At 69.2% G+C, this 22067-nt stretch carries 23 protein-coding genes; 9 read left to right on the forward strand and 14 right to left on the reverse strand.

Annotation, left to right across the window (positions count from 1 at the left end):
- Positions 1 to 289 precede the first annotated feature (289 nt).
- From HLA95_RS14005 to HLA95_RS14015, 3 genes are all read left to right on the forward strand, one after another.
- Positions 290 to 1144 (forward strand): hypothetical protein, encoded by an 855-nt coding sequence (locus tag HLA95_RS14005; RefSeq protein WP_222183666.1) that lies wholly within the window; start codon positions 290 to 292, stop codon positions 1142 to 1144.
- 66 nt (positions 1145 to 1210) lie between these two features.
- Positions 1211 to 1792, forward strand: a complete 582-nt coding sequence (locus tag HLA95_RS14010; protein WP_191060640.1) for a helix-turn-helix domain-containing protein — start codon at positions 1211 to 1213, stop codon at positions 1790 to 1792.
- Between the two features lie 84 nt (positions 1793 to 1876).
- Positions 1877 to 2197, forward strand: coding sequence for a Dabb family protein (locus tag HLA95_RS14015; protein WP_191060639.1), 321 nt, complete (start codon positions 1877 to 1879; stop codon positions 2195 to 2197).
- Between the two features lie 16 nt (positions 2198 to 2213).
- Here the strand turns inward: HLA95_RS14015 and HLA95_RS14020 are convergent, their stop codons facing one another.
- From HLA95_RS14020 to HLA95_RS14040, 5 genes are all read right to left on the reverse strand, one after another.
- On the reverse strand, positions 2214 to 2645 hold the full coding sequence (locus tag HLA95_RS14020; protein WP_191060638.1) for a DUF488 domain-containing protein: 432 nt from the start codon (positions 2643 to 2645) through the stop codon (positions 2214 to 2216).
- Between the two features lie 332 nt (positions 2646 to 2977).
- On the reverse strand, positions 2978 to 3232 hold the full coding sequence (locus tag HLA95_RS14025) for a type II toxin-antitoxin system ParD family antitoxin (protein ID WP_191060637.1): 255 nt from the start codon (positions 3230 to 3232) through the stop codon (positions 2978 to 2980).
- Positions 3233 to 3300: 68 nt separating this feature from the next.
- Positions 3301 to 4125: a carbohydrate ABC transporter permease gene (locus HLA95_RS14030; protein ID WP_191060636.1), complete on the reverse strand. Its 825-nt coding sequence runs from the start codon at positions 4123 to 4125 to the stop codon at positions 3301 to 3303.
- On the reverse strand, positions 4122 to 5057 hold the full coding sequence (locus HLA95_RS14035; RefSeq protein WP_222183667.1) for a carbohydrate ABC transporter permease: 936 nt from the start codon (positions 5055 to 5057) through the stop codon (positions 4122 to 4124). Before HLA95_RS14035 ends, HLA95_RS14030 begins: the two co-directional genes overlap by 4 nt.
- A complete protein-coding gene (locus HLA95_RS14040; protein ID WP_191059410.1) occupies positions 5054 to 6379 on the reverse strand; it encodes an ABC transporter substrate-binding protein in 1326 nt (441 codons plus the stop codon). The genes HLA95_RS14035 and HLA95_RS14040 overlap by 4 nt, the downstream gene beginning before the upstream one ends.
- Before the next feature lie 214 nt (positions 6380 to 6593).
- On the opposite strand from HLA95_RS14040, the gene HLA95_RS14045 reads away from it, so the two are divergent.
- The 6 genes from HLA95_RS14045 to HLA95_RS14070 all read left to right on the forward strand — a co-directional run bounded on the left by HLA95_RS14045 (position 6594) and on the right by HLA95_RS14070 (position 13889).
- Positions 6594 to 7484 carry a dihydrodipicolinate synthase family protein gene (locus HLA95_RS14045; RefSeq protein ID WP_191059411.1) on the forward strand — a complete coding sequence of 297 codons (891 nt, stop codon included), beginning with the start codon at positions 6594 to 6596 and terminating at the stop codon, positions 7482 to 7484.
- Complete coding sequence (locus HLA95_RS14050; RefSeq protein ID WP_191059412.1) at positions 7481 to 8158, forward strand: GntR family transcriptional regulator; 678 nt, start codon at positions 7481 to 7483, stop codon at positions 8156 to 8158. Before HLA95_RS14045 ends, HLA95_RS14050 begins: the two co-directional genes overlap by 4 nt.
- Before the next feature lie 146 nt (positions 8159 to 8304).
- Positions 8305 to 9375 carry a zinc-binding dehydrogenase gene (locus HLA95_RS14055; RefSeq protein ID WP_191059413.1) on the forward strand — a complete coding sequence of 357 codons (1071 nt, stop codon included), beginning with the start codon at positions 8305 to 8307 and terminating at the stop codon, positions 9373 to 9375.
- Positions 9376 to 9596: 221 nt separating this feature from the next.
- Positions 9597 to 10913 carry an alpha/beta fold hydrolase gene (locus HLA95_RS14060; protein ID WP_191059414.1) on the forward strand — a complete coding sequence of 439 codons (1317 nt, stop codon included), beginning with the start codon at positions 9597 to 9599 and terminating at the stop codon, positions 10911 to 10913.
- 230 nt (positions 10914 to 11143) lie between these two features.
- Positions 11144 to 12184 (forward strand): Fe(3+) ABC transporter substrate-binding protein, encoded by a 1041-nt coding sequence (locus HLA95_RS14065; protein ID WP_191059415.1) that lies wholly within the window; start codon positions 11144 to 11146, stop codon positions 12182 to 12184.
- Positions 12185 to 12245: 61 nt separating this feature from the next.
- Positions 12246 to 13889 carry an ABC transporter permease gene (locus HLA95_RS14070; RefSeq protein ID WP_191059416.1) on the forward strand — a complete coding sequence of 548 codons (1644 nt, stop codon included), beginning with the start codon at positions 12246 to 12248 and terminating at the stop codon, positions 13887 to 13889.
- On the opposite strand, the gene HLA95_RS14075 is transcribed toward HLA95_RS14070, so the two are convergent.
- The 9 genes from HLA95_RS14075 to HLA95_RS14115 all read right to left on the reverse strand — a co-directional run bounded on the left by HLA95_RS14075 (position 13870) and on the right by HLA95_RS14115 (position 22043).
- A complete protein-coding gene (locus tag HLA95_RS14075; protein WP_222183668.1) occupies positions 13870 to 14661 on the reverse strand; it encodes an ABC transporter ATP-binding protein in 792 nt (263 codons plus the stop codon). The genes HLA95_RS14070 and HLA95_RS14075 overlap by 20 nt on opposite strands.
- Positions 14658 to 15449, reverse strand: a complete 792-nt coding sequence (locus HLA95_RS14080; protein WP_222183669.1) for an ATP-binding cassette domain-containing protein — start codon at positions 15447 to 15449, stop codon at positions 14658 to 14660. The genes HLA95_RS14075 and HLA95_RS14080 overlap by 4 nt, the downstream gene beginning before the upstream one ends.
- Positions 15446 to 16267, reverse strand: coding sequence for a nickel ABC transporter permease subunit NikC (gene nikC / locus HLA95_RS14085; protein WP_191060419.1), 822 nt, complete (start codon positions 16265 to 16267; stop codon positions 15446 to 15448). The genes HLA95_RS14080 and nikC overlap by 4 nt, the downstream gene beginning before the upstream one ends.
- The gene (gene nikB, locus HLA95_RS14090; protein WP_191060418.1) at positions 16264 to 17205 is read right to left on the reverse strand and encodes a nickel ABC transporter permease subunit NikB; all 942 of its coding nucleotides are present in this window, start codon (positions 17203 to 17205) and stop codon (positions 16264 to 16266) included. The genes nikC and nikB overlap by 4 nt, the downstream gene beginning before the upstream one ends.
- 1 nt (position 17206) lies before the next feature.
- Entirely contained in the window at positions 17207 to 18778 is a 1572-nt protein-coding gene (gene nikA, locus HLA95_RS14095; protein ID WP_191060417.1) for a nickel ABC transporter substrate-binding protein, read from the reverse strand.
- Between the two features lie 146 nt (positions 18779 to 18924).
- On the reverse strand, positions 18925 to 19941 hold the full coding sequence (locus tag HLA95_RS14100; protein WP_191060416.1) for an aldo/keto reductase: 1017 nt from the start codon (positions 19939 to 19941) through the stop codon (positions 18925 to 18927).
- Between the two features lie 322 nt (positions 19942 to 20263).
- Complete coding sequence (locus tag HLA95_RS14105) at positions 20264 to 20671, reverse strand: VOC family protein (RefSeq protein ID WP_191060415.1); 408 nt, start codon at positions 20669 to 20671, stop codon at positions 20264 to 20266.
- Between the two features lie 115 nt (positions 20672 to 20786).
- Positions 20787 to 21164, reverse strand: coding sequence for a DUF6481 family protein (locus HLA95_RS14110; RefSeq protein ID WP_222183670.1), 378 nt, complete (start codon positions 21162 to 21164; stop codon positions 20787 to 20789).
- A 90-nt stretch (positions 21165 to 21254) separates the two neighbouring features.
- Positions 21255 to 22043: an SDR family NAD(P)-dependent oxidoreductase gene (locus HLA95_RS14115; protein ID WP_191059965.1), complete on the reverse strand. Its 789-nt coding sequence runs from the start codon at positions 22041 to 22043 to the stop codon at positions 21255 to 21257.
- Positions 22044 to 22067: the final 24 nt, after the last annotated feature.

A 22067-nucleotide genomic window follows, 5' to 3' on the forward strand; every position in this document is an offset into this window, starting at 1 on the left:
GTTCGCTGCCCGGTAGGCACGGGAAGACCTCGCATCAACCGGTTCTTTTCCTGGCGTTACTGGAAGCCGACAGAATCCTGGTGCAATAGGCGGCCCACTCTGTTAAGCGGCACCGTTCGTTCGATCCGTCCGGTTTCAGGATACGTCGAGCGCAGCGGCATCGATGTTCTTCAGGCCTTGCCGGCCTGCATCTGCAGTGCGGATGCAGTTATTTCTCAGGATCAACAAGTCCATGCTATTGCGCAAGATCGCGCTGGCCCTGGCAATGGTGATTGCCGCCGGCGTTCCTATGCCCGCACTGGCTGTCAAGCCGGCCCAGGCGAAGAAATTCCCGGTCTATTACGCGCTGAAGTTCAACCAGCCGGTGAGCGGCTTCGAGCAGTGTGGCCTGAGGGCCCTGCCGATCATCTATCCGGGCTCGCTGTTCAAGGGGAGCAAGCTGGGCGACCGGCCGGACTACGCGCAGCTCCGCAAGGTGGGGGCGCCCACGGTGCGCAACGCCACGGCGAACACCGCTGACAAGCTCGCGGTCCTGGACGTGGAAGGCAGCTGGGACCTCCAGCCCGGCGACAGTGCCGCGGTGATGGCGGGCAAGGCCCTCGACTATCAGGACCTGCTGCACTTCCTGAAGCTGGAGCTGCAGAGCCTGCGGGCGACCGCCAGGCTCGGCTACTTCCGGGTAGCGCCGCCGGCCTTCTACCAGAGCCCAGGCAAGAACGGGCAGAAGACGCCCTATGAACTCGCCACTGCCGCCCTGAAGAAGGTCGGCAACGAATCGGACGCGCTGTTTCCCCAGCTCTACGGCTACACCACGCCCGAGAACTTCCGGGCCTATGCCAACGGCACGCTGAGGGTCGCGCGGGCGAACTGGCCGGGCAAGCCCGTCTATCCCTTCCTCTGGATGCAGCGCCGGGTCGACCCGGCGCGGACCGGCGGGCAGCTCCGTCACGAATTCCTGCCCAAGGGGGCGTTCGGCCTGCAGCTCCAGGCGGTCAAGGACGCCGGGGCCGAAGGGGTGGTGATCTGGGGTACGGTCGGCGACGGGCAGGCTCGGGCCGACTGGAACAGGAATGCCGACTGGTGGCTGGAGACCAAGTCGTTCCTGAAGAAGCAGGGCGTCGACCTAAAGGCCTGCAAGCTCTAGCCGCGGGCGCGCCAGCCGCTATCCTGGGAAGCGTCGGACATCGGCCTCCTTGGAGGATGCGAGGACATGGCGGAGGTGGCGATCGCCTGCCACGATCCAACCAGGCTCGGCCGCTCCCTGCGGGGCTGGCGGGCGCTCAGGCGGGTCAAGCAGAGCCACGCGGCGGAGCTGCTGGGCGTGACCCAGGCCACCGTGTCGCGCTGGGAGAACGGGCAACTGGCACCCGATCCGGACGGGCAGCGGGCGATCCGCCTGCTGCTCCAGGCACGGCTGGACAGCGCCGCCGATTTCGAGCTCGCCCGCATGGTGCGCCGCTCCACCGCGCCGGTCCATCTGGTCTGCGACCTGACCCACCGGCTGCTGGCGCTCTCCGCGGCGCGGGAGCGTTATTGCCGGGTGCCGGCGACGGAGCTGATCGGCACCTCGCTCTGGCCCTGCGCCAGCCCCGGCATCATCGCGGCCGAGGCAAGGCTCGGCGAACTCGGCTGGTTCGAGCCAGCCGCCCCGGCGGTCGAGCTGCAGACCGGGGCCAACGACGGCGCGCTCATCCAGATCCAGGACAGCCGGCTGCGCTGGGTGCGCTTCCAGCTTTCCGACGGCAGCTTCGCCCGGCTGGCGGAGACGCTGGCCCATGGCCGAGACGCCTGAGCCCGGGAACCGCCTGGACGGTTCACCTGCTGACTCGATGGTACTATCGTTCGCGGCAGACGGCCGCTCGGGAAGGTGCACCGCATGATTCGCCATGTCGTCCTGTTCAAGCCGCGCGAGGATCTGCCCAAGGGCGAGTTGCAGAAGATCTTCGACGGCTTGGCTGCCCTGCGTCATGCGATCCCCGGCATGATCGACTTCCACGGCAGCGAGAACTGCAGCCCGGAGGGCCTGAACCGGGGCTACACGCACGGCTTCACCATCGACTTCATGGACGTGAAGGCCCGCGACACCTACCTGGTCGACCCGGAGCACAAGGCGCTGGGCGAGCGGCTCAGCGCCGCGGCGGATGGCGGCAAGGGCGGGCTGCTGGTGTTCGACATCAACCTGTCCGACGCCCACTAGGCCCCAGCCGGCGCGGTCAGGCCAGGAGGTGGCGGGTCGGCAGGTCCAGCCGCTCGGCGATGACCAGCCGGTGGCAGTGGTGCAGCTGCCGCTCGTAGCAGAGCAGGCAGCAGCGCCGCCGCCCGGCGAGCTCGCGCAGCAGCTCGAACTCGTGGACGGCCTCCGGCGTTTCCAGATGCGCCGTGAAGATCCGGCGCATGTCGTCATAGTGGCCGGTGCGGGCGGCCAGGCGTCCCGCGGCGGGTGTACCCAGGGCGCGCAGGTGCAGGTACTCGACGCCGATCGCCGCGACGCCCGAGCGCAGCGCGTTCTTGGCGAAGCCCGGCCGGCGCGAAGCGGAGACCGCCCGGACGTCGACCAGCATCTCCACCCCTGCCCCAGTCAACGCATCCAGTACGTCCCGCTGGGCGAGGCCCTCGTAGCCGATGGTGAACAGGGGTTCGGTCACGGCAAGGCTCCGCGATGCTAGAAGACGAGGTCATCTAGGTAGCGCGCACCATGCACTACTCTGACGATGTCGACCCCGCCTGGTCGGGGCCAGTACAGGATCAGGTACTTGCCCACCACCCGACCGCGTTTGTGACGCGAGTTCGAGCCGTGCCCGCCCAAGCAGTGGACACTCGCCCAATACGCGGCAGGCCTTCTCGATCCTGTCGATCAGGCGCAAGGCAGCTACCGATTGGCCGCCGCGACATAATCCATGAGTTCCGCGAGGTCGGCCTCGGCGGCCGGCCTGAACCGGAAGCTCATGGGAGCTCAGGAGGTCCCGCCCGTTTCGTCCTAGCGCTTGCGCAGCCGGGCCAGGACGAGCGTGCCTTCCTCGGCAGGCCCGCTTTCCAGCCCGTCCTGCCAGCGCTGGCGCAGTTCCTCGACCTGCCGGGCACGCGCCTTCTGGTGCTCCATCCACAGGCGCAATGCATCGCGCACCACCTCGCTGGCCGACGCATACTGGCCGCTCTGGACGACATCCCGCACCAGATGCGCCATCTCCTGGGTGATGGCGACCGTGATCCGCTCGACACCGGGCTGCGCCATGATCGACATCCGCACAAGCTGCACCGGCTCCAGTATGAAGGATTCATACCCACTGGCCAAGCAGCGCCTCATCCCCCCTTCACCGCCCCCGCCGTCAGCCCGGCCACGATCTGGCGCTGTGCTGCCACGGTCAGCAGCAGCACTGGCAGGGTCACCAGCAGGGCGCCGGCGGCGAGCGGCCCCCAGCTCAGCTGCTCGAACGAGATCATGTTGTAGACCGCGACGGGCAGAGTGCGGGTCTCGCGGCCGGCCAGCACGATGCCGAACACGAAATTGTTCCAGGAGAAGATCACCGCCAGGATGAAGGCCACGGTGATGCCGGGCTTGGCGATCGGCAGGGCCACGTGGCGGAACACCTGCCAGCGCGAGGCGCCGTCGATCACGGCGGCTTCCTCCAGCTCGAGCGGCGTGGTCTCGAAATAGCCGATCATGATCCAGATGATGATCGGCACGGTGATCACCAGGTGGATGATGATCTGCGGCAGGAGCGTGCCCATCAACCCCAGCCACTGGAAGAGGAGGAAGAGCGGGATCAGGTAGGACAGGCCGGGCGTCATCCGTGCGATCAGCACGACCACCGCGGACTTGGTGGCCTTCATCCGCGCCATGCCGTAGCCGGCGGGCACGCCGACCAGCAGGCCCAAGAGGGTGGCGGAGCCGGTGACGAGCACGCTGTTCAGGAAGTAGGTGCCGAAGCGGTTGGATTCGAGCACCGCCGCATAGTTGGCCCAGGCGAAGGTCTCCGGGATCAGGATCGGCGGGTAGGCGGCGTTGTCGATCTCGTATTTGAGCGAGAGCGACAGCATCCAGACGAAGAACAGGACCGCCGGCGAGACGATCATCAGGACCGCGAACCACAGCCCGATCCGGTTCAGGAGCCGCTTCGCCCTCATGCGCCGATCCCGACCTCGGTCCACTGGACGCGCTTCTTCAGCCAGAGCAGCAGGACCGCCAGGCCGATCACCATGAGGAAGAACACCACCGCGATCGCCGAGCCGTAGCCGATGTCGTAATAGGCGAAGGCGACGCTGTAGAGGTAGAGGTTGATCGTCTCCGACGCGGTGCCGGGCCCGCCCTGGGTGATCGCGTAGATGATGTCGAAGCTCTTGATCGCGTCGATCGAGCGGATGATCGCCGCCACCATGACGAACGGCAGCACCAGCGGCAGGGTGATGTGCCAGAACATCTGCCAGCCGCTGGCGCCGTCGATGAGGGCACTCTCATAGGGTTCGGTCGGGATCGCGGCGAGCCCGCCCAGCACGATCAGCATGACCAAGGGCGTCCACTGCCAGGTCTCGACCAGCACCAGCGACGGGATCACCGTGGCCGGGTGGAACACCCAGAGCTGCGGCGGGATGCCGACCAGCGAGAGCAGGTAGTTCAGCACGCCCAGTTGCGGGTGGAACATCATCGCCCAGACCAGGGCGATGGCGACCGGCGTCGCCATCATCGGCATGACGAACAAGGCGCGCAGGAAGCCGCGCGCCTTGAAGTTCTGGTGGAACACGATGGCCGAGAACAGGCCCAGCACCACCGGCAGGATCACCGCCAGTGCCGTGAAGTAGAGCGTGTGCCAGAGCGCATCGTGGAAGCGCAGGTCGGTCAGGAGACGCCCGAAATTGGCCAGGCCCACGAAGCTGCTGCCGCCGCCGATCTGCCACTCGTTCAGGCTCATCCAGATGGTGAACGCCCAGGGGAACACGATCACCGAGGCGACCACGATGAGCGCCGGCAGCACGAACGGCCAGAGCGAGCCGCCGGCCCGCCGGCGCGAGGCCGGGGGCGCGGCGGCGGCAGGCTTTTCCAGGGCCAGGCTGGACGTCATGCCTCGCTCTTGTCGAGCACCGGCTGGAACTGCTGCGTCGCCTGCTTGAGCAAGGCAGCGGGATCACCCTCGGAGAGCAGGGTCGTGAGCGCCGTGCCGAACGTGTCACGGAACTCGGTGACCGGGATGATGACCGGCAGGCCCAATTCGCTGACCTCGGCCGACCCCGCCACGCACTCGACCCATTCGGCCGGCAGCGTCACGCCCTTGCGCACCTCGGGATCGTTCAGGATCGACTTGCGGAACGGCACGCCGCCGCCGGCCTGCAGGAGCCTGCTGCCCATCAGCTTGGAGACTGCCCACTGGCAATAGAGGTAGCCAGCCTCCTTGTTGCTGCTGGCCTCGGCCACGCCGATTCCGTCGCCGAACGTGGCCGAGACCTGCTTCACCGGGCCCTTCGGCATCACGCCGTAGCCGACCTTGCCCACGATCCGCGACTTGGTCGGATCCTCCAGCGGCGGGGCGAAGCCCACCCCGTCCATCCACATGCCGACCTTGCCCTGCAGGAAGGCCGACTGGCATTCCGACCAGTTGAAGCCGGCCACACCGGGCGGGGCCGACTTGGTGAGCAGGCGCTGGTAGAGCTTGGCCGCCTCGATCGCCTCGGGCGTGTCGGTCTTGAGCTGGCCCTGCTCGTCGACCATGGTGCCGCCATAGCCCAGCAGGAACGAGGTCCAGACCGGCACGTTGGCGTTGCGCAGGCCGCGGGCCACGAAGCCGTACTCGCCGTTCGCGGGGTCGGTCAGCTTCTCGGCGGCCGTAACCAGTTCGTCGAACGTCGTGGGATAGGCCACGCCTTTGCGCTCGAACATCTCCTTGTTGTAGTAGACCATCCAGTAGTCGACCGAGAACGGCAGCGAGCGCATCTCGCCGGCATCGTTCTTGGCGTAGAGCAGGCCTGCGGCGGAGAAGTCGTCCTCGGTCAGCGTCGCCTCCGTGAGGTTGCTGTCCTTGAGGAACTGCGAGAAGTCGGCCAGCCATCTGGCCTTCTCGAACTGGCGCTTCTGCACGTGATAGCTGAGATGGATCACGTCGAAGCTGGGCGAGCCGGAGGTCAGCTCGATCACCGCCTTCTGGCGCTGCTGCTGCTCGGGGATCTGCTCGGAGCCCACCCGGATGCCGGTGAGCTCGGTGAACTCGTCCTCGTATTTCTGCAGCGTCTCGCCACGCGGCCCCTTGGTCAGCATGACCTCGAGATCGGTGCCCTCGAACGCCTTCCAGGCCGGATCGGCCCATGCCAGCCGCGCCCCCGAGAGCCCGAAGGCACCGGCCGCCATCGTGCCGGCCAGCACCGAACGCCGCGTCGTCCTGCCGAATCTCATTTCGCTCGCCTCCCCGTCCGGCCGCCATTCTGGCGCGGCCTGTTCATGGCGCGATGCCAGTCGCCGGTCTCCTGCCGGGCTCGGCATCACTTCCTGATCGTTTCACAGGAACAAACATGGACCCGGCGACCCTGCAAGCGGAATATCCTCGCACTGACATGTCAGCCATGGCATCAGTCTGTCGACAGGGCTGGCTCGAATGGCGGAATGACGGATGGCGGGCGAACGGTTCGGACTATCGGCGGCACTCGCGACCCCGTTTGCCGAGGATGGCGGCATCGACCTCATGCGGCTGGTGCGCCATGCGAGCTGGTGCCTTGCCAATGGCTGTGCCCGGGTCACCCTGTTCGGCACCACCGGCGAGGGCGCCTCGATCGGGGACAGCGAGCGCGAGGCGGTCTGGCAGGCCCTGGAGGCCGCCGGCATCAGCGAGCACCGCCTGATCGGCGGCGTCGCTGCCTCTTCCATGGAATCGGCGCTGTTCCAGGTGGGCCAGGCCTATGAGCACGACGCCCATGCCGTCCTGCTGCCGCCTCCCTTCTACTTCAAGGACCTCGACGACGAGGGCCTGTTCCGCTGGTTCGCCCGCCTGATCGAGCTTCTGGGCGGCCGCGCCCGCGACCTGCTGCTCTACCACATCCCGTCCGTCACGGCGGTCCCGCTCAGCCTGGCGCTGGTGACGCGCCTGGCCGAGGCGTTTCCGGGCGTGGTGACCGGGGTGAAGGATTCCTCGGGCGACTGGGCTTATGCGGAGGCCCTGCTCGCCGCCCATGCCGACCGGCTGACCATCCTGATCGGCGACGAGCGCCAGCTGGCGCGGGCAGTACGGCTGGGCGGCCAGGGGGCGATCTCCGGCCTGGCCAATCTCTGCCCTGCGGCCCTGCTGCCGCTCGCCACCGAGGGCCGGGACGATGCACGGATCGCGCCGTTCGTGGATGCGATCTGCGGCCAGCCGGTGATCCCGGCGGTCAAGGCGCTGGTGGCGGCGCAGACCGGCGACCCCGCCTGGACAGCGGTGCGCCCCCCGCTCCTGCCGGCCAGCGATGTCGGGTCGCTCCTGCCGCTGCTGGACGGGATGCTGTCCCGGCAAGCCACCGCGACATGAGCATACCGGAGGCCGGCGACGGCGCTGTTCAGCTGAAGCTGCGCGAGCAGGCCTATGACCGGTTCACCCGGCAGCTCCTCACCCGCGAGCTGCGGCCCGGCCAGTTCGTCTCGCAGCGCGAGCTGGTGGCGCTCACCGGCATGAAGCTGGGCGCCATCCGCGAGCTGATCCCGCGCCTGGAGGCCGAGGGTCTGATCCGCACCGTGCCGCAGCGCGGCATGCAGATCGCCCATCTCGACCTGAACCTGATCCGCGACGCCTACCAGTTCCGCCTGTTCCTGGAGGGCCCCGCCACCCGCCTGTTCGTCGAGACCGCAGCCGACGAGGTGCTCCAGGCCCTCCATGCCCGCCATCTCCTGGTGATCGAGCGCGCCCGCGCCGAAGGCCATTCGGCGGAACTAGAGGCGCTGGCCCAGGCGACCGACTGGGGCATGCACGACCAGATCATCGACTCGCTCGGCAACGAGATCATCAGCAAGGCGTACCGGGTCAACTCGATCAAGATCCGCTTGATCCGCGATGCCGCCACCCGCATCGACGCGCTGGTGGTCCCGGTCATGGAGGAGCATCTGCGCATCGTCGATCGGATGCTGGCCCGCGATGCCGCCGGTGCCGAGGCCGCGATGGCGGCGCACATCCAGCACGCCCGCAACCGGGCACTCGGGATGGGCTGAAGCCGGCATCCTGCGGCCTCCTGCCCCGAGGCAGTCGGACGATTTCACGTTCAGGCCATGGCCATGCTGCCCTATCGTCCATCCCGTTCAGGGAATGGCCGGCCGTCGCCAGGAGGCGGCGCGCCCAATCACGAGGAAACGACGCCATGCGCGCGCTGCGCTTTCATGGGGCCAAGGATCTGCGGGTCGACGACGTGGCACCGCCGGACCGGCCGGGGCCGGGCGAGGTGGTGCTGGCGCCGCGCTGGTGCGGGATCTGCGGGACCGACCTGCACGAGTTCATGGCCGGGCCGATCTTCATTCCGACCTCCGCCGACCCGTTCACTGGCGCCAAGGCGCCGCAGATCCTGGGGCACGAGTTCTCCGCCAAGGTGCTGGCGACCGGCGAGGGCGTCACCAGCGTGGTGGCCGGCGATCGGGTGGCGGTGCAGCCCCTGGTGGCACCACCCGACGACTTCTACGCTAGGCGCGGCTTCGGCCAGCTCAGCAGCAAGCTGGGCCTGGTCGGGCTGAACTGGCCCTGGGGCGGGTTCGGCGAGCAGGCGCTGGTGCGCGAGGCCAATGTCGCGAAGCTGCCGGACGAGGTCACGGACGAGCAGGGTGCCATGATCGAGCCCGCGGCCGTGGTGGTGCATGCGGTCGACAAGGGCAAGGTGCAGGCGGGCAGCTCGGTGCTGATCACCGGGGCGGGGCCGATCGGCGCGCTGGCCGCCCTTGCCGCCAGCGCTGCGGGTGCCACCCGGATCATCGTTTCGGAGACCAACCCGCTGCGCCGCGAGCGGATCAGGGAACTGGGCGTGGTCGACGACGTGGTCGATCCGCAGGACCAGGGCACCCTCCAGCGGATCGCCGGGCAGACCGAGGCCGGCCAGGGCGTGGACGTGGCGATCGAATGCGTCGGGCATGCCGGGGCGCTGGACACCTGCATCCATGCGGTGCGCAAGCGCGGCACGATCGTGCAGGTGGGCCTGAGCGTGGCGCCCGGCACCGTCGACATCTCTGCCCTGGTGACCAAGGACATCACGCTGGAAGGGAGTTGGTGCTACCCACTCACGCTCTGGCCGCGCACCATCAGCCTGGTCGCCTCCAGCAAGCTGCCGGTCGAGCGGATCCTGTCGGACAAGGTCGGGCTGGACGAGGCGGTGGGACGCGGCTTCGACGTCCTGACCCGGCCGGGCTCGGACAAGCTGAAGATACTGGTCAGCGCTGCGGCTTGAGCAGCAAGGCCTGGACGGCCTGCCGCGCATCAGCGGATAGCCGAAGCGCGGCGGGGCCGGACCAGCCCGAAGGAGGAGCCGGCTGCATGGCTGGCGGCGGGACAGGCGCGCCACGTCCAGGCCATCCGGCCTCCTCTCCACCGCACGTTCGTTCGGAACTGCGTCGGCAGCCGTTGGTTTGCCCTCGGACGCCGCAGCGCACCATGCCACGGAGGCTCCGCATGTTCCGAACAGCCTACGCACCCCAAAGCGTCTGGACGGACGTGCCTTCTCTGGGCATCGCCATGCATGCCCGTGTGTGGCCCGGGGACACGACGTACGAGGTCATTCCGGTCGTCCTGGTCCACGGTCTCGGCCTGTCCAGTCGTTCCATGGTCCCGCTGGGTCGGCGTCTGGCTGCGCTCGGCTACGAGGTCCTGGCACCCGACCTGCCGGGCTTCGGCAGCTCGCCGGCCCCCGTCGATGCACCATGGCCGGCGGGATCGGACGTCCGCGCGCAGGCCGACCAGCTGCTGGCATGGATGGATGCCCGCAACATCCGCAAGGCCGTCCTGTTCGGCAACTCCCTGGGTGTGCAGGCGGTCGTGGACCTGGCCGTCCGCTTTCCCCACCGGGTCGAGCGACTCGTGCTGGCCGGCCCGCCCCCGGATCCGGCCTATCGTACACCGCTCAGCCAGTATGCGCATGTCCTCATGAACATGCCGTTCGAGGCCCCGTCGCTGAACCCGATCATGCAGGCTGACTACGCGTCGTGCGGCATCCCGCGGATGGTCCAGCAGCTGCGTCGCACCGTCCGCGACCCGATCGAGCAGCGGCTGCCGGCCGTGCAGGCGCCGGCCCTGGTGATCCGGGGCGAGCACGACCAGGCCCTGTCGCAGGCCTGGGCGGAAGAGTTCACGCGGCTCTTGCCGGACGGCAGGCTGGTGGTCATCGAGGGTGCGGCGCACAATGTCCAGTACACGGCCGCCCGGGTGACGGCCCGGCTCATGCACGCCTTCCTCCAGGGAGCGCTCACGTCGGATGCTGCGGCCGCGGCGGACGGGGTCGTGGTGCCGCGCCTGGCGGACACGCGGGATCCGCTCGCAGCGCCCAAGCCGATCTCGACCAGGCTGCATGGCATGCTCGACTATGCCACAGCACTCCTGTGCCTGACCCTGCCCCGCGCGCTCGGCTGCAGCCCGCGGACGCAGCAGGTGCTGGCGACGAACGGCATGATGGCGCTCGGCTACAGCCTGTTCACCGACTATGAGCTGGGCGCTGCGCGAAAGATCCCGATGCCTGCCCATCTCAACATGGACGCGGCCGGAGGGGTGCAGTTGCTGCTGGCCTCGGCGACGGTGCTGCGCGGCGCTCCGGCGCCGGAGCGTCTGGCGGTGGCGGCACTGGGGCTGTTCCACCTGTTCGCCGCCGCCTCCACCCAGATGCCGATGGGCCCGGCCCGCCTGGTCCCGGTAGCCGCCGGCCGGCGCCATCCGCCCATGGGCACCGAGCCCGGGACGAACGAGCCGGCACCGGCAAGAGATTTCGCGCCGGCCTGAGCCGGTAATGGCGTCGACATCCCCGTATCCTGCCACGACGGCAAGAAGCACGGCGTGAGCCAGGGATCTCCGGTCAAGTCCAGTACAGAATTCGACCAACTGCCACCAAGGAAGCAGCATCCGAATTAGACCAATTCTAAGACATCGACATCTGCTTGCGTCTGCCCCGCGAATGTCGTTTGACCTACCACGTCGCCGGACGAGGTGACCGAGGAAGGAGGGGCATCGACATGACCGTTGGGAACTCACTGCGCCGCTGGGCGCCCGGCACGCTGCTGACCAGTGCCATCATGCTGGTGGCGCAGGGAGCTTTCGCCGACGAGGTCAATATCTACACGACCCGCGAGCCGGGCCTGATCCAGCCGCTCCTCGATGCCTTCACCAAGGAGAGCGGCATCGAGGTCAAGACCGTGGCGCTCAAGGACGGGCTGGCCGAGCGGGTCGCCAGCGAGGGCGAGAACTCGCCCGCCGACGTGCTGATGACCGTGGACTTCGGCAACCTGGTGGACTTGGTCGAGGCCGGCGTGACCCAGCCGGTCAAGTCCGAGGCGCTGGAGAGCGCCATCCCGGCCAACCTGCGCGACGCGGATGGCAACTGGTTCGCCCTCTCGCTGCGCGCCCGGGTCCTCTATGCCGACAAGGACCTGAACGACCTCACCAGCTTCACCTACGAGGAGCTGGCCGATCCCAAGTGGGACGGCAAGGTCTGCATCCGCTCGGGCAAGCATCCCTACAATATCGCGCTCATCTCGACGATGATCGCCAAGGACGGGGCGGAGAAGACCGAGGCCTGGCTGGAGGGCGTGAAGAACAACCTCGCCCGCCCGGCGGCCGGCGGCGACCGCGACGTGGCGCGCGACATCCTGGGCGGCATCTGCGAGATCGGCATCGCCAACTCCTACTATGTCGGCCTGATGCGCAGCGGCAAGGGCGGGCCCGAGCAGGAGGAATGGGCCAAGGCGATCAAGGTGATCCTGCCGACCTTCGCCGATGGCAGCGGCAGCCAGGTCAACGTGTCGGGTGCCGCGGTCGCCAAGCACGCGCCGAACAAGGACAATGCCGTCAAGCTGCTGGAATATCTCGTCTCCGACGAGGCGCAGGGCATCTATGCCAGCGCCAACTACGAGTATCCGGTGAAGCCGGGGGCACCGATCGACCCGATCATCGAGGCGCTGGGTCCGCTCAAGGTGGACGCGACCCAGCTCACCGAGATCGCCGCCAACCGCAAGACCGCGGCCGAACTGGTCGACAAGGTCGGCTTCGACGAGTAATCGCCCGGGGTGGTGGTGCCCGCCACCGCCCCTCTCCCATTCCGGATCATCGTGGCGCCCGATGCGCTCTTTCCTCGCGACGGCGCTCGATCGTTCGTCCTCCCATATCGGCCGTGGCTGGCAGATCGCCGCGGCCGCCATCGCCTTCCTGGTGGTGCTGCCGATCCTGGCCCTGCTCGCGATCGCGACGCAGAGCTCGGGCGATCTCTGGCCGCATCTGATCTCCTACGTGCTGCCGCACGCGCTCACCCAGACCGCGCTGCTGCTGCTGGGCGTCAGCCTGATCGTGGTGAGCCTCGGTACCGGCAGCGCCTGGCTGGTCACCGCCTACGACTTCCCGCTGCGCCGCATGTTCGAATGGGCGCTGCTCCTGCCGCTAGCCATTCCGACCTATATCATCGCGTTCGCCTATCTTGACCTGATGCACCCGATCGGGCCGGTGCAGAGCGTGCTGCGCGCCCTGTTCGGCCTCGCCCCGCGCGACCTCCGCTTTCTGGAGATGCGCTCGCTCACCGGCTGCATCTTCGTGCTGGGCATCGTGCTCTATCCCTATGTCTACCTGTTCGCCCGGGCGATGTTCCTGATGCAGGCGGCGAGCGTGGTGGATGCCGCGCGGATGCTGGGTGCCGGGCCGCTCAAGGTGTTCTTCCGGGTGGTGCTGCCGATGGCGCGGCCGGCGATCGCGGTCGGCACCAGCCTAGCGCTGATGGAGGCGATCAACGATATCGGCGCCTCCGAGTTCCTGGGCGTGCAGACCCTCACCGTCTCGATCTATGCCACCTGGATCAACCGGACGAGCCTGCCGGGTGCCGCCCAGATCGCCATCGCCATGCTGGTCGTGGTGGTGGCGCTGATCGTGCTGGAGCGCACTGCGCGGACCCGCCAGCGCTACGCCGCCGAGGCCAGCCGTGCGCGGCGCCTCCAGCCGGTGCGCCTGACGGGGCCGATGGCCCTGCTCGCCGTGCTGCTCTGCCTGGTCCCGGTCCTGCTGGGCTTCGTGGCGCCGGCCGTTCATCTAGCCAACGAAGCCTGGAAGCGGCTGAGCTTCGCCGGCTTCTCCTCACGTCTCGTGGAGGAAACGCTCAACACCATGCTGCTCGCCGGCACGGCCACGGTCGTGATCATCCTGGCCGGTCTGGTGGTGGCGTTCGCCGCGCGCCAGTCGCGGCTGGGCCTCCAGCTCCTGCGCGTCGCGAGCCTGGGCTATGCCGTGCCCGGCACGGTGCTGGCGATCGGCCTGCTCTGGCCGATGGCGGCGCTCGACCAGGGGCTGAACCGGCTGGGCCTAGTGAGCGGCATGTTCCTGTCCGGCTCGGTGGCAGCCCTGATCTATGCCTATGCCGCCCGGTTCATGGCGATCTCGGCGGGCGGCATCGAGGCAGGGCTGGCGCGCATCCCGCCCTCCTACGACCAGGCCGCCCGGCTGCTCGGCCGGACCAGGGCCGGCACGATCCGCGCCATCCACCTGCCGCTGGTCCGCCCGGCCCTGCTCACCGCGGCGCTGCTGGTGTTCGTGGACTGCATGAAGGAGCTGCCGGCGACCTTGCTGCTGCGCCCGCTCGCGTTCGAGACCCTGGCGACGCATCTCTATGGCGAGGCGGCGCGCGGCACCTATGAGGACGGCGCCATCGCCGCCCTCCTGATCGTGCTGTTCGGCCTGATCCCGGTGATCCTGCTCGCCAGGCTCAGCCGGAAGGAGGGCTGAGGCCGCCGGCCGGCCAGGCCGGCAGGACCGCCGCCTGCAGCCGCGCCAGGGCCGGCGGCACCTCGGCCGCCCGCGGGTCCGCCTCGACCGGCCGGCGCTCGGCCATCACGTAGAGCCGGTCGGCAAAGCCCCGGACCAGGCGCAAATCGTGGGTGACGAACAGGTAGGCGACCCCGGTCTCCTGGCGCAGCCGGTGGAGGAGACGAAGGATCTGCGCCTGGGTCAGGAGGTCCTGGCTGCTGACCGCCTCGTCGAGCAGGACCAGGCGCGGCGAGAGCGCCAGCGCCCGAGCGATGCACAGGCGCTGGAGCTGGCCGCCGCTGAAGCGATGCGCGGGCCGGTCCATCTCCAGAGGATCAAGCCCCACGGACTGAGCCAGTCCAGCCACCCGCTCCCGCAGCCCATCACGCTGCCCGGCATGGCGCAGTGGCTCGGCCACCACCTCGAAGGCGGAAAAGCGCGGGTTGGTGGCGCCGAACGGGTCCTGGAACACCGCCTGGACGGATCGGCGCAGCTCCGGCCGGATGCGGCCCCGCCGGTCGTGCAGCGGGGCTCCTTCGAACCGCACCTCGCCCCGGTCGGGCCGTTCCAGCCCCAGGAGGATTCGCCCGAGCGTGCTCTTGCCCGAGCCGGAGGCGCCGACCAGGGCCACGCACTCGCCGGGCTCGATCCGGAGATCGGCATCCTCCAGGACCTGCACCGGCGGCGAACGCCCGAACGGCCCGCCGCCCCGATAGGCCTTGGCGACCCGGCGCAGCTCGATCAGGCTCATGCCGCGAGTCCGGCCGGCTCGTCCCGGCAGAGCGCCAGATGCGCCTCCAGCAGGGCACGGGTCACGGGCTGGCTGGGCCTGTGGAACAGTTCGCCGACGGCAGCCTGCTCCACCATCCGCCCGCCTGCCATGACCGCCACATGGTCGGCCAGGCGCGCCACCACCGACAGGTCATGGGTCACCAGCAGGATGCCCAGGCCGCGCCTTGCCCGCAGCCGGCCCAGCAGGTCCAGCACCTGCGCCTGCAGCACGGTGTCGAGGTCGGTGGTGGGCTCGTCGGCCAGGAGGAAGCGCGGGTCCAGGGCCAGCGCCAGGGCGATCATCACCCGCTGCAGCATCCCGCCGCTGAGCTGGAACGGGTAGCGCCCGACGATCTCGGCCGGGCGGTCGAACCCGACCTCGGCCAGCAGTTCCAGGGCACGCGCCCGCGCCGCTCCCCGCCGCAGCCCCGCCAGCGCCAGGGTCTCGCGGAAATGTCGCTCGATCGTGACGACCGGGTTGAACGAGCTGCGCGGGCTCTGCTGTACCAGCCCGATCGTCCGCCCGCGCAGGGCCGCGAGGCCGGCCGTGTCCTGCGCCACGCCATCCAGGATGATCCGCCCGCCCGTCCGCCGCACGCCCGGCGGCAGGAGGTCCAGCAGCGCCAGCGTGGTCAGGCTCTTGCCGCTGCCGCTCGCCCCCACTAGGGCCAGCACTTTCCCTGCCTCCAGGCTCAGCGCCACGTCATCCACCAGCACGCGGCCGGAGGCTTCCAGGCGCAGCCCGGTGAGGTCGAGCCGCTCGGTCAATGGACCCGCTCCGCCAGCATCGGGTCGAGCCGGTCGCGCAGGGCGTCGCCCAGCAGGTTGAACGCCATCACCGCGACGAAGATCGCCGCACCCGGCAGGATGATCAGCATGGGCGAGGTCCAGACGAACGGCCGGGCGTCGTTGATCATGATGCCCCATTCCGGGGTGGGCGGTGCGACGCCCAGCCCCAGGAAGGACAGGCCGGAGACGTGCAGCATCCAGTGGCCGAGATCGAGGCTGGCCAGCACGGCGAGCTGGCCCAGCACGCCCGGCAGGATGTGGCGGCGCAGGATCGCGAAGCGCGATCCGCCGGCGACCACCGCTGCGGCGACGTAGTCGCGGTTCTTCAGCGACAAGGTCAGCCCGCGCACCAGCCGCGCATACCAGGCCCAGTGCGACAGGATCACCGCGATGATGACATTGGCAAGGCCGGTGCCGAGCACGCCGATCATGAACAGCGCCAGCACCAGGGTCGGCACGGTCATGAAGGCGTCGCAGACCCGCATCAGCACCGCGTCGACGGTGCCGCCGGCATAGCCCGCGACCGAGCCCACCAGGATCGCGATGGCGAGCACGCCCAGGAGGATGAGCGCCACCGAGCCCAACGAGGCGCGGGTGCCGGCCAGGATCCGGGAGAACAGGTCGCGGCCCAGATGATCGGTGCCGAGCCAGTGGGTGAGCGAGGGCGCGAGCAGCCGCCGCTCCAGGTCCGCCTCGGCGGGGTCGTAGGGCGTGATCCAGGGGCCGACCACCGCCAGGGCCAGCAGCAGCAGGACCAGACCCAGCGAGAGCCAGAGCAGCCAGTCCTGCCGGGTCATGACGTGCTCGCTCCGAAACGGATCCGCGGATCGAGCCAGGCATAGGCCAGGTCGACCAGGAGGTTGCAGAGCACGAACACCGTCGTCATCAGCAGGATGAAGCCCTGGAGTGCCGGGAAGTCGCGGCTGGTGATTGCCTGGAGCGCGTAGCGGCCGACGCCTGGCCAGCCGAACACGATCTCCACGATCATGGCCCCCCCGATCAGCTCGCCGACGTGCAGGCCGATCGCGGTGACCGGCGGGATCAGGGCGTTGCGCACCACATGGCGGCCGATCACGGCGCGCTCGGGCAGGCCGCGGGCCCGGGCGAACAGGAGGTGGCGCTCGCCCAGCTGCGCCAGCACGGAGGCACGCATCAGGCGCAGGTTGATCGCGGTCGACATGAGTGCGGTGGCGGTCGCCGGCAGGACCAGATGCTCCAGCCCGCCCCGGCCCATCGGCGGCAGCCAGCCGAGCTGGACGGAGAAGAGGAGGACCAGGAGGAAAGCCAGCCAGAAGTTCGGGATCGAGGCGCCGACGAAGGCGAACAGCCGGGTGAGCTGGTCCGGCCAGCGGTCCTTGGTGAGCGCCGCCAGGATGCCCAGCGGGATGCCCACCACGATCACCAGGAACAGGGCGGCACCGGCCAGCTCGAGCGTGGCCGGCAGGTAGTGGAGCAGCTCGTCCAGGACCGGCCGGCGGGTGACCCAGGACGTGCCGAAATCGAGCCGGACGGCACCTCCCAGCCAGTGAAGGTACTGGACGGGGATCGGCCGATCGAGGCCGAGTTCCATCCGGGCCTGCGCCAGGGCGGCCTCGCTCGGCGGGATCTGCGCCAGGCGCAGATAGTCCAGCGCCGGGTCGCCCTGCCCCAGGCGCAGCACCAGGAACACCGCCACCGAGACGATCAGCAGCAGCGGCAGGAGGGTGAGGATCCGGCGGAGCGCGAAGCGCAGCATCTCAGAGGGCGGCCGAAGATGGCCGGAAGCTCTCGAACGGGATCTCGTTCACGGTCGGGCCGAAGCCCACCTCCTTCAGCCTGGGCCCGGCGACATAGCTGGAGGTCGTGTAGGAGATCGGCAGGTAGACCGCCTGCTCGTGCAGGATCGTGAGCAGCCAGGCATAGGTGTCGCGCCTGGCCGCCTCGTCGGTCTCGACCAGCACCTCGCCGATCCGCCGGTCGATCTCCGCCTTCATCGGCAGGCCGGACTGGGCCTGGAAGTCGGCATGGGTCGGCACGCGCATCCCGCTCATGAAGGAGTGCGGGTCATAGGGCGCACCCCAGGTGTCGCCGAAGATCATCCCGAACTCGCCCGACTGCTGGCGCGCTGTCATGCCGCTCTCGTCCAGGCCCACCAGCCGGGCCTGCATGCCGATGGCGCGCAGTTCCGCCTGCACCGCCTCGGCCAATGCCTTCTGCACCGCGTCGCTGCCGACAAAGCACAGGTCGAGTTCCAGGGGCTGGCCATCCCTGGCCCGCATTGCCCGTTCCTCGGGCCGGTGCCAGCCAGCCTCCTCCAGCAGCGCCTGTGCCAGCGCGCGGTCGAACGCGAAGGGCTCCAGCGGCACGTCGGTATAGGGGAAGTTGCGGGCGAACAGGGTTTCGGCCGGCTCTTCCAGGTCCAGCAGCACGTTTTTGACCAGCGACTGGCGGTTCACCCCGTGCAGGATCGCCCGGCGGACCTTGAGGTCGTCCGTGGGTGACCTGCCGCTGTTGAGCGCCAGGTTGCGCGATGCCAGGGGTGGCGAGACCGCGCAGGCAAAGCGCGGGTCGGCGGCAAAGCGCTGGAACGCCATCGCACTGAGCTGGTCGCTGCCGAAGACCAGGTCGATCTCGCCGGTCTCCAGGGCCAGCGCCCGCGTGTTCGGGTCGGGCACGACCTTGACCAGCAGTTCGGCAAACGCAGGCCGGCTGCCCCAGTAGGTCTCGTTGCGCACGAACCGGTCATGCTCGCCAGGCGCCGTCTCCACGAGCCGCCAGGGGCCGGTGCCCACCGGCGCGAAGCCCGCCTCGCCCCTGGCCAGCACCGCCGGTGACAGGAAGCGGACCGGGCGGATCAGGGCCAGCTCGAACAGGACCGGGTAGTAGGGATCGTTCAGCCGGAGGCGCACGCGGTCAGGTGCGGTCACCTCGACCGCCTGGATCTGCGCGATCAGCTCCAGCCAGCCATGCTGCGCCTTATCCGCGACCAGGGCATCGAGATTGGCCTTGACCGCCTGGGCGTCGAACGGCGTGCCGTCGGTGAAGGTGACGCCCTGGCGCAGGGTGAAGTCCCAGGTCCGGCCGTCATCGCTCACCGCCCAACCGGTCGCGAGCCAGGGCTCGATCCGGCCGCCTTCCACGTAGCGGACCAGCGGCTCGTAGACCATCGCCTGGGCGAACATCTGGTTCGGCGCGTAGCCGTGCGGATGGAGCGGGCCGACATTGCGGGGATATGAATAGACCAGCACGTCCTGCGGGACGGCGCGGGCGGCCAAGCTCGGCAGGGTCGCCAGCGCGGCACCGGCCAGCAGGAGCTCTCGGCGCAGCATGGGCGGGCTTCCACTTCCGCAGGACGCCGGCGCCGCCCGACGCGCCCGGAGGTCACGAGCAGGTTCGGCCGGCAGAGGTATGAAGTTTTGCAGAAAACCTCATACCGATCGGCCAGCCGGCCTGTCCAGCCGCTTGTCGCCTGCCCTCAGCCCGGCACGGGCGCGTCCTCGCGCACCAGCCCTTCCCGCTTCAGCTCCGCCCAGAACGCCGCCGGGATGTCGGTGCGGAAGATCGCGAGATTCTCTTCCAGCTGCGCCACCGTGCGCGTGCCGGGGATGTTCGACACGATCGCCGGGTGGGCCAGGACGAACTGCAGCGACGCGGCCTTGAGTGGTACCTGGTGGCGCTGGCAGACCGCCTCGATCCGCCGGACCCGCTCCATGATCACTTCCGGTGCGGGCTGGTAGTTGTACTTGGCACCGGGCACTGCACCGGTCGCAAGGATGCCGGAATTGTAGCCGCCGCCCAGCACCACCGAGGCGCCCCGTTCGACGCACAAGGGCAGGAACCCGTCCAGCGCCTCCTGCTCCAGCAGCGTGTAGCGCCCGGCCAGGAGGAAGCAGTCGAAGTCGTGGCGCTTCAGCCCCTCGTGGCAGACCTGCCACTCGTTGACGCCCAGGCCCACGGCCTTGACCACGCCCTCGTCGCGCAGCTTCAGGATCGCCCGGGCGCAGCCGTCCATCGCCTGCTCGAACACTTCCGGCTGCTCGTCGCCGAAGTTGAACCGGTCGATGTCGTGGATGAACAATATGTCGATCCACTCGATCGCCAGGCGCTGCAGACTGTCCTCGAAGGCACGCATCGTGCCGTCATAGGAGAAGTCGAACTGGAGGCGGAACGGGGCCGCGTTCACCCAGGGCGTGAAGTCGATCGAATCGCGCCTGGCCGGCACCAGCCGCCGTCCGACCTTGGAGGACACCACCAGCTCGTCGCGCGGATACCAGCGCAGCCCCTGGCCCAGCCGCAGCTCGCTCAGGCCATGGCCATAGAGCGGCGCGGTATCGAAATAGCGCACGCCCGCGTCCCAGGCCGCCGCGATCATGGCGGCACTGGTCTCCTCGGTGATCGGCTTCAGGAAATTGCCGATCGGCGCAGCACCGAAGCCGATCTGGGTCACTTCGAGGCCGCTTTTCGGCATGCGGCGCCTGGCGATGGGATCCATCCGTTCCTCCCCTCCGTACAGTTTAGGTAACCGTACGGTTACTTGCCGGGGCTGGCAAGCCGCGGCGAGGCGCCGGATCGGGCAAGGATCTTGCTGTTTCGTGGCTGCCTGGGACGCGCCGGGAGACGGGTCCGAGACGTGCGCATACCGAACCGCATGCCTCGCACTATGCTGGCCGAGTTCGGGCACGAGGTGCCGGACGAGGTCGAGCTGCCGGTCTGGAACGACAATGCCGAGCTGCGCTGCCCGGCCCTCAGCACGCCCACCACCACGACCAGGATCGTCCGCCGCGCCGATCACCAGAGCCCGTCGCGGCTCCCGCCTACTCGTCCGCCGGCTGGGCGATCACTTCCCAGACCAGCCCGTCCGGATCGGCGAAGTAGCCGGCAAAGCCACCCCAGGCCTGAGCCTGCGGCTGGCCGGCCGGCAGCTTGCCGCCCGCAGCGGCGGCCCGCTCGACCACGGCCGCCACCTCGGCCTCACTGGCCACGAGCATGCTGAGCACCATCCCGCCGGCCCGGTCGGGGATGCCCAGCTGGCCGAACTGCCGGGTGAAGAATTCCCGCTCGTAGAGCAGCAGGGACAGGCCGCGATCCAGGTCGATCTTCACATAGACGTCGCCGGCGCTGACCCGCTCCGCGGGCCAGCCCAGGCCGTCGCGATAGAAGGCGGCCGTTCGCTGGAGGTCGTCCACCGCGACGCTGATGAGGTCGAGGCCGGGCTTGGTCATGCGCGTCTCCGTGGAAGCAGGATGCATCCAGGCTGCGGCAGGGACACCAGGCGGTAAAGCCCGGGCCGGGTCCACGAGCGACCACGATCGCGCGAACCCGGCGTGCCGGATCAGCCTACTTGCGCGCCTTGCGCTTGGCGTAGCGCGCATCGCGGGCCGCCTTCTGCGCTGCCAGGAGATCCTGCTCCTGCTGGCGCTCCAGGGCAGCCTGGGCCTCCAGGGCGGTCTTCTCGGCCTCGGCCTCGGCCGCCAGCCGCGCCCGCTCGGCAGCCTGGGCGGCTTCCTGCTCGCGCTTGATCGCGTCGCGCTCGGCCTTGCGAGCCTCGCGCGCCTGCGCGATGGCTACGCGCTCCGCCTGACGGGCGGCTGCGGCCGGATCGTTCGCGGACGCCTTGGCCCGGAAGCGCTCGAGGAGCGCCCGCTTCGCGGCCGCCGAAGCGTTGCTCCTCTCGGTAAAGCCGACATTGCTGGATTCGATGGGACTATTTCTCATCGGCGTGATGTGGTGGCTCGCGGGCCGATTTCAACACTGCAACCGCACCGGCCCGCTCAGTTCCTCAGCCCCGCCGCAAAGCCGCCGCGACTACCAGATCAGGTAGCCGCCATCGATCACGAAGGCGGAGCCGGTCACGAAGTCGGAGGCCGGGCTGGCGAGGTAGAGGGCGAGCGGTCCGATCTCCTCCGGGTTGCCCGGCCGGCCCATCGGGATCTGGTGGACGAAGGTCTCGATCACCTCGGGCTTCAGCTCGTTCCAGCGCTTGTTGGCGTCGGTCATGAACAGGCCCGGGCAGATCGCGTTGACGTTGACGCCGCGCTGCGCCCAGTCGGCCGCGGTCGCCCGCGTGAAGTGGAGCAGGGCCGCCTTGGTGGCCTCGTAGTGCCGGCCGTGGATGCCGCGATTGGCGATGATGGCGCTGATCGAGGCGATGTTGACGATCTTGCGGCGCGCCGGCCCCGGACGGTCGAGCATGGCACCGCCGATCAGCTTGGTCGTCAGGAACGCGCTGGTCAGGTTCAGGTCGACCAGCTTCTGCCAGGTCTCGAGCGGCATCTCCTCCGTCGGGATGTTGGCCTCGCGGTTGCCGACATTGTTGATCAGGATGTCGATCCCGCCGGGGATCGCCAGCGCCTCGCGGCAGGCCCGCTCGCAGTCCGCCGGGTCGGCCATGTCGGCCGCGATCGTCCAGACCTGACGGCCGAGCGCCCGGATCTCGTCGGCAGTGGCGGCCAGGGTCTCCTCGGTGCGCCCGGTGAGGATCACGTCGGCCCCGGCCTCGGCGATCGCCAGCGCCATCGCCCGGCCGAGCCCACGGCTACCGCCGGTGACCATCAGCCGCCTGCCCTCGACCCGGAACTTGTCCAGCACGCCCACTACCGTTCTCCCCTCACTCGTGGC

This window comes from Geminicoccus harenae (genome assembly GCF_019800005.1).
Classification (GTDB): domain Bacteria; phylum Pseudomonadota; class Alphaproteobacteria; order Geminicoccales; family Geminicoccaceae; genus Geminicoccus; species Geminicoccus harenae.

Excerpts from the sequence above, each read along its gene's own strand:
- HLA95_RS14005 (WP_222183666.1), top strand. The coding sequence starts at position 290 with ATGCCCGCACTGGCTGTCAAGCCGGCCCAGGCGAAGAAATTCCCGGTC.
- HLA95_RS14010 (WP_191060640.1), top strand. The coding sequence starts at position 1,211 with ATGGCGGAGGTGGCGATCGCCTGCCACGATCCAACCAGGCTCGGCCGC.
- HLA95_RS14015 (WP_191060639.1), top strand. The coding sequence starts at position 1,877 with ATGATTCGCCATGTCGTCCTGTTCAAGCCGCGCGAGGATCTGCCCAAG.
- HLA95_RS14025 (WP_191060637.1), bottom strand. The coding sequence starts at position 3,232 with ATGGCGCAGCCCGGTGTCGAGCGGATCACGGTCGCCATCACCCAGGAG.
- HLA95_RS14030 (WP_191060636.1), bottom strand. The coding sequence starts at position 4,125 with ATGAGGGCGAAGCGGCTCCTGAACCGGATCGGGCTGTGGTTCGCGGTC.
- HLA95_RS14035 (WP_222183667.1), bottom strand. The coding sequence starts at position 5,057 with ATGACGTCCAGCCTGGCCCTGGAAAAGCCTGCCGCCGCCGCGCCCCCG.
- HLA95_RS14040 (WP_191059410.1), bottom strand. The coding sequence starts at position 6,379 with ATGAGATTCGGCAGGACGACGCGGCGTTCGGTGCTGGCCGGCACGATG.
- HLA95_RS14045 (WP_191059411.1), top strand. The coding sequence starts at position 6,594 with ATGGCGGGCGAACGGTTCGGACTATCGGCGGCACTCGCGACCCCGTTT.
- HLA95_RS14050 (WP_191059412.1), top strand. The coding sequence starts at position 7,481 with ATGAGCATACCGGAGGCCGGCGACGGCGCTGTTCAGCTGAAGCTGCGC.
- HLA95_RS14055 (WP_191059413.1), top strand. The coding sequence starts at position 8,305 with ATGCGCGCGCTGCGCTTTCATGGGGCCAAGGATCTGCGGGTCGACGAC.
- HLA95_RS14060 (WP_191059414.1), top strand. The coding sequence starts at position 9,597 with ATGTTCCGAACAGCCTACGCACCCCAAAGCGTCTGGACGGACGTGCCT.
- HLA95_RS14065 (WP_191059415.1), top strand. The coding sequence starts at position 11,144 with ATGACCGTTGGGAACTCACTGCGCCGCTGGGCGCCCGGCACGCTGCTG.
- HLA95_RS14070 (WP_191059416.1), top strand. The coding sequence starts at position 12,246 with ATGCGCTCTTTCCTCGCGACGGCGCTCGATCGTTCGTCCTCCCATATC.
- HLA95_RS14075 (WP_222183668.1), bottom strand. The coding sequence starts at position 14,661 with ATGAGCCTGATCGAGCTGCGCCGGGTCGCCAAGGCCTATCGGGGCGGC.
- nikC (WP_191060419.1), bottom strand. The coding sequence starts at position 16,267 with ATGACCCGGCAGGACTGGCTGCTCTGGCTCTCGCTGGGTCTGGTCCTG.
- nikB (WP_191060418.1), bottom strand. The coding sequence starts at position 17,205 with ATGCTGCGCTTCGCGCTCCGCCGGATCCTCACCCTCCTGCCGCTGCTG.
- nikA (WP_191060417.1), bottom strand. The coding sequence starts at position 18,778 with ATGCTGCGCCGAGAGCTCCTGCTGGCCGGTGCCGCGCTGGCGACCCTG.
- HLA95_RS14100 (WP_191060416.1), bottom strand. The coding sequence starts at position 19,941 with ATGGATCCCATCGCCAGGCGCCGCATGCCGAAAAGCGGCCTCGAAGTG.
- HLA95_RS14105 (WP_191060415.1), bottom strand. The coding sequence starts at position 20,671 with ATGACCAAGCCCGGCCTCGACCTCATCAGCGTCGCGGTGGACGACCTC.
- HLA95_RS14110 (WP_222183670.1), bottom strand. The coding sequence starts at position 21,164 with ATGAGAAATAGTCCCATCGAATCCAGCAATGTCGGCTTTACCGAGAGG.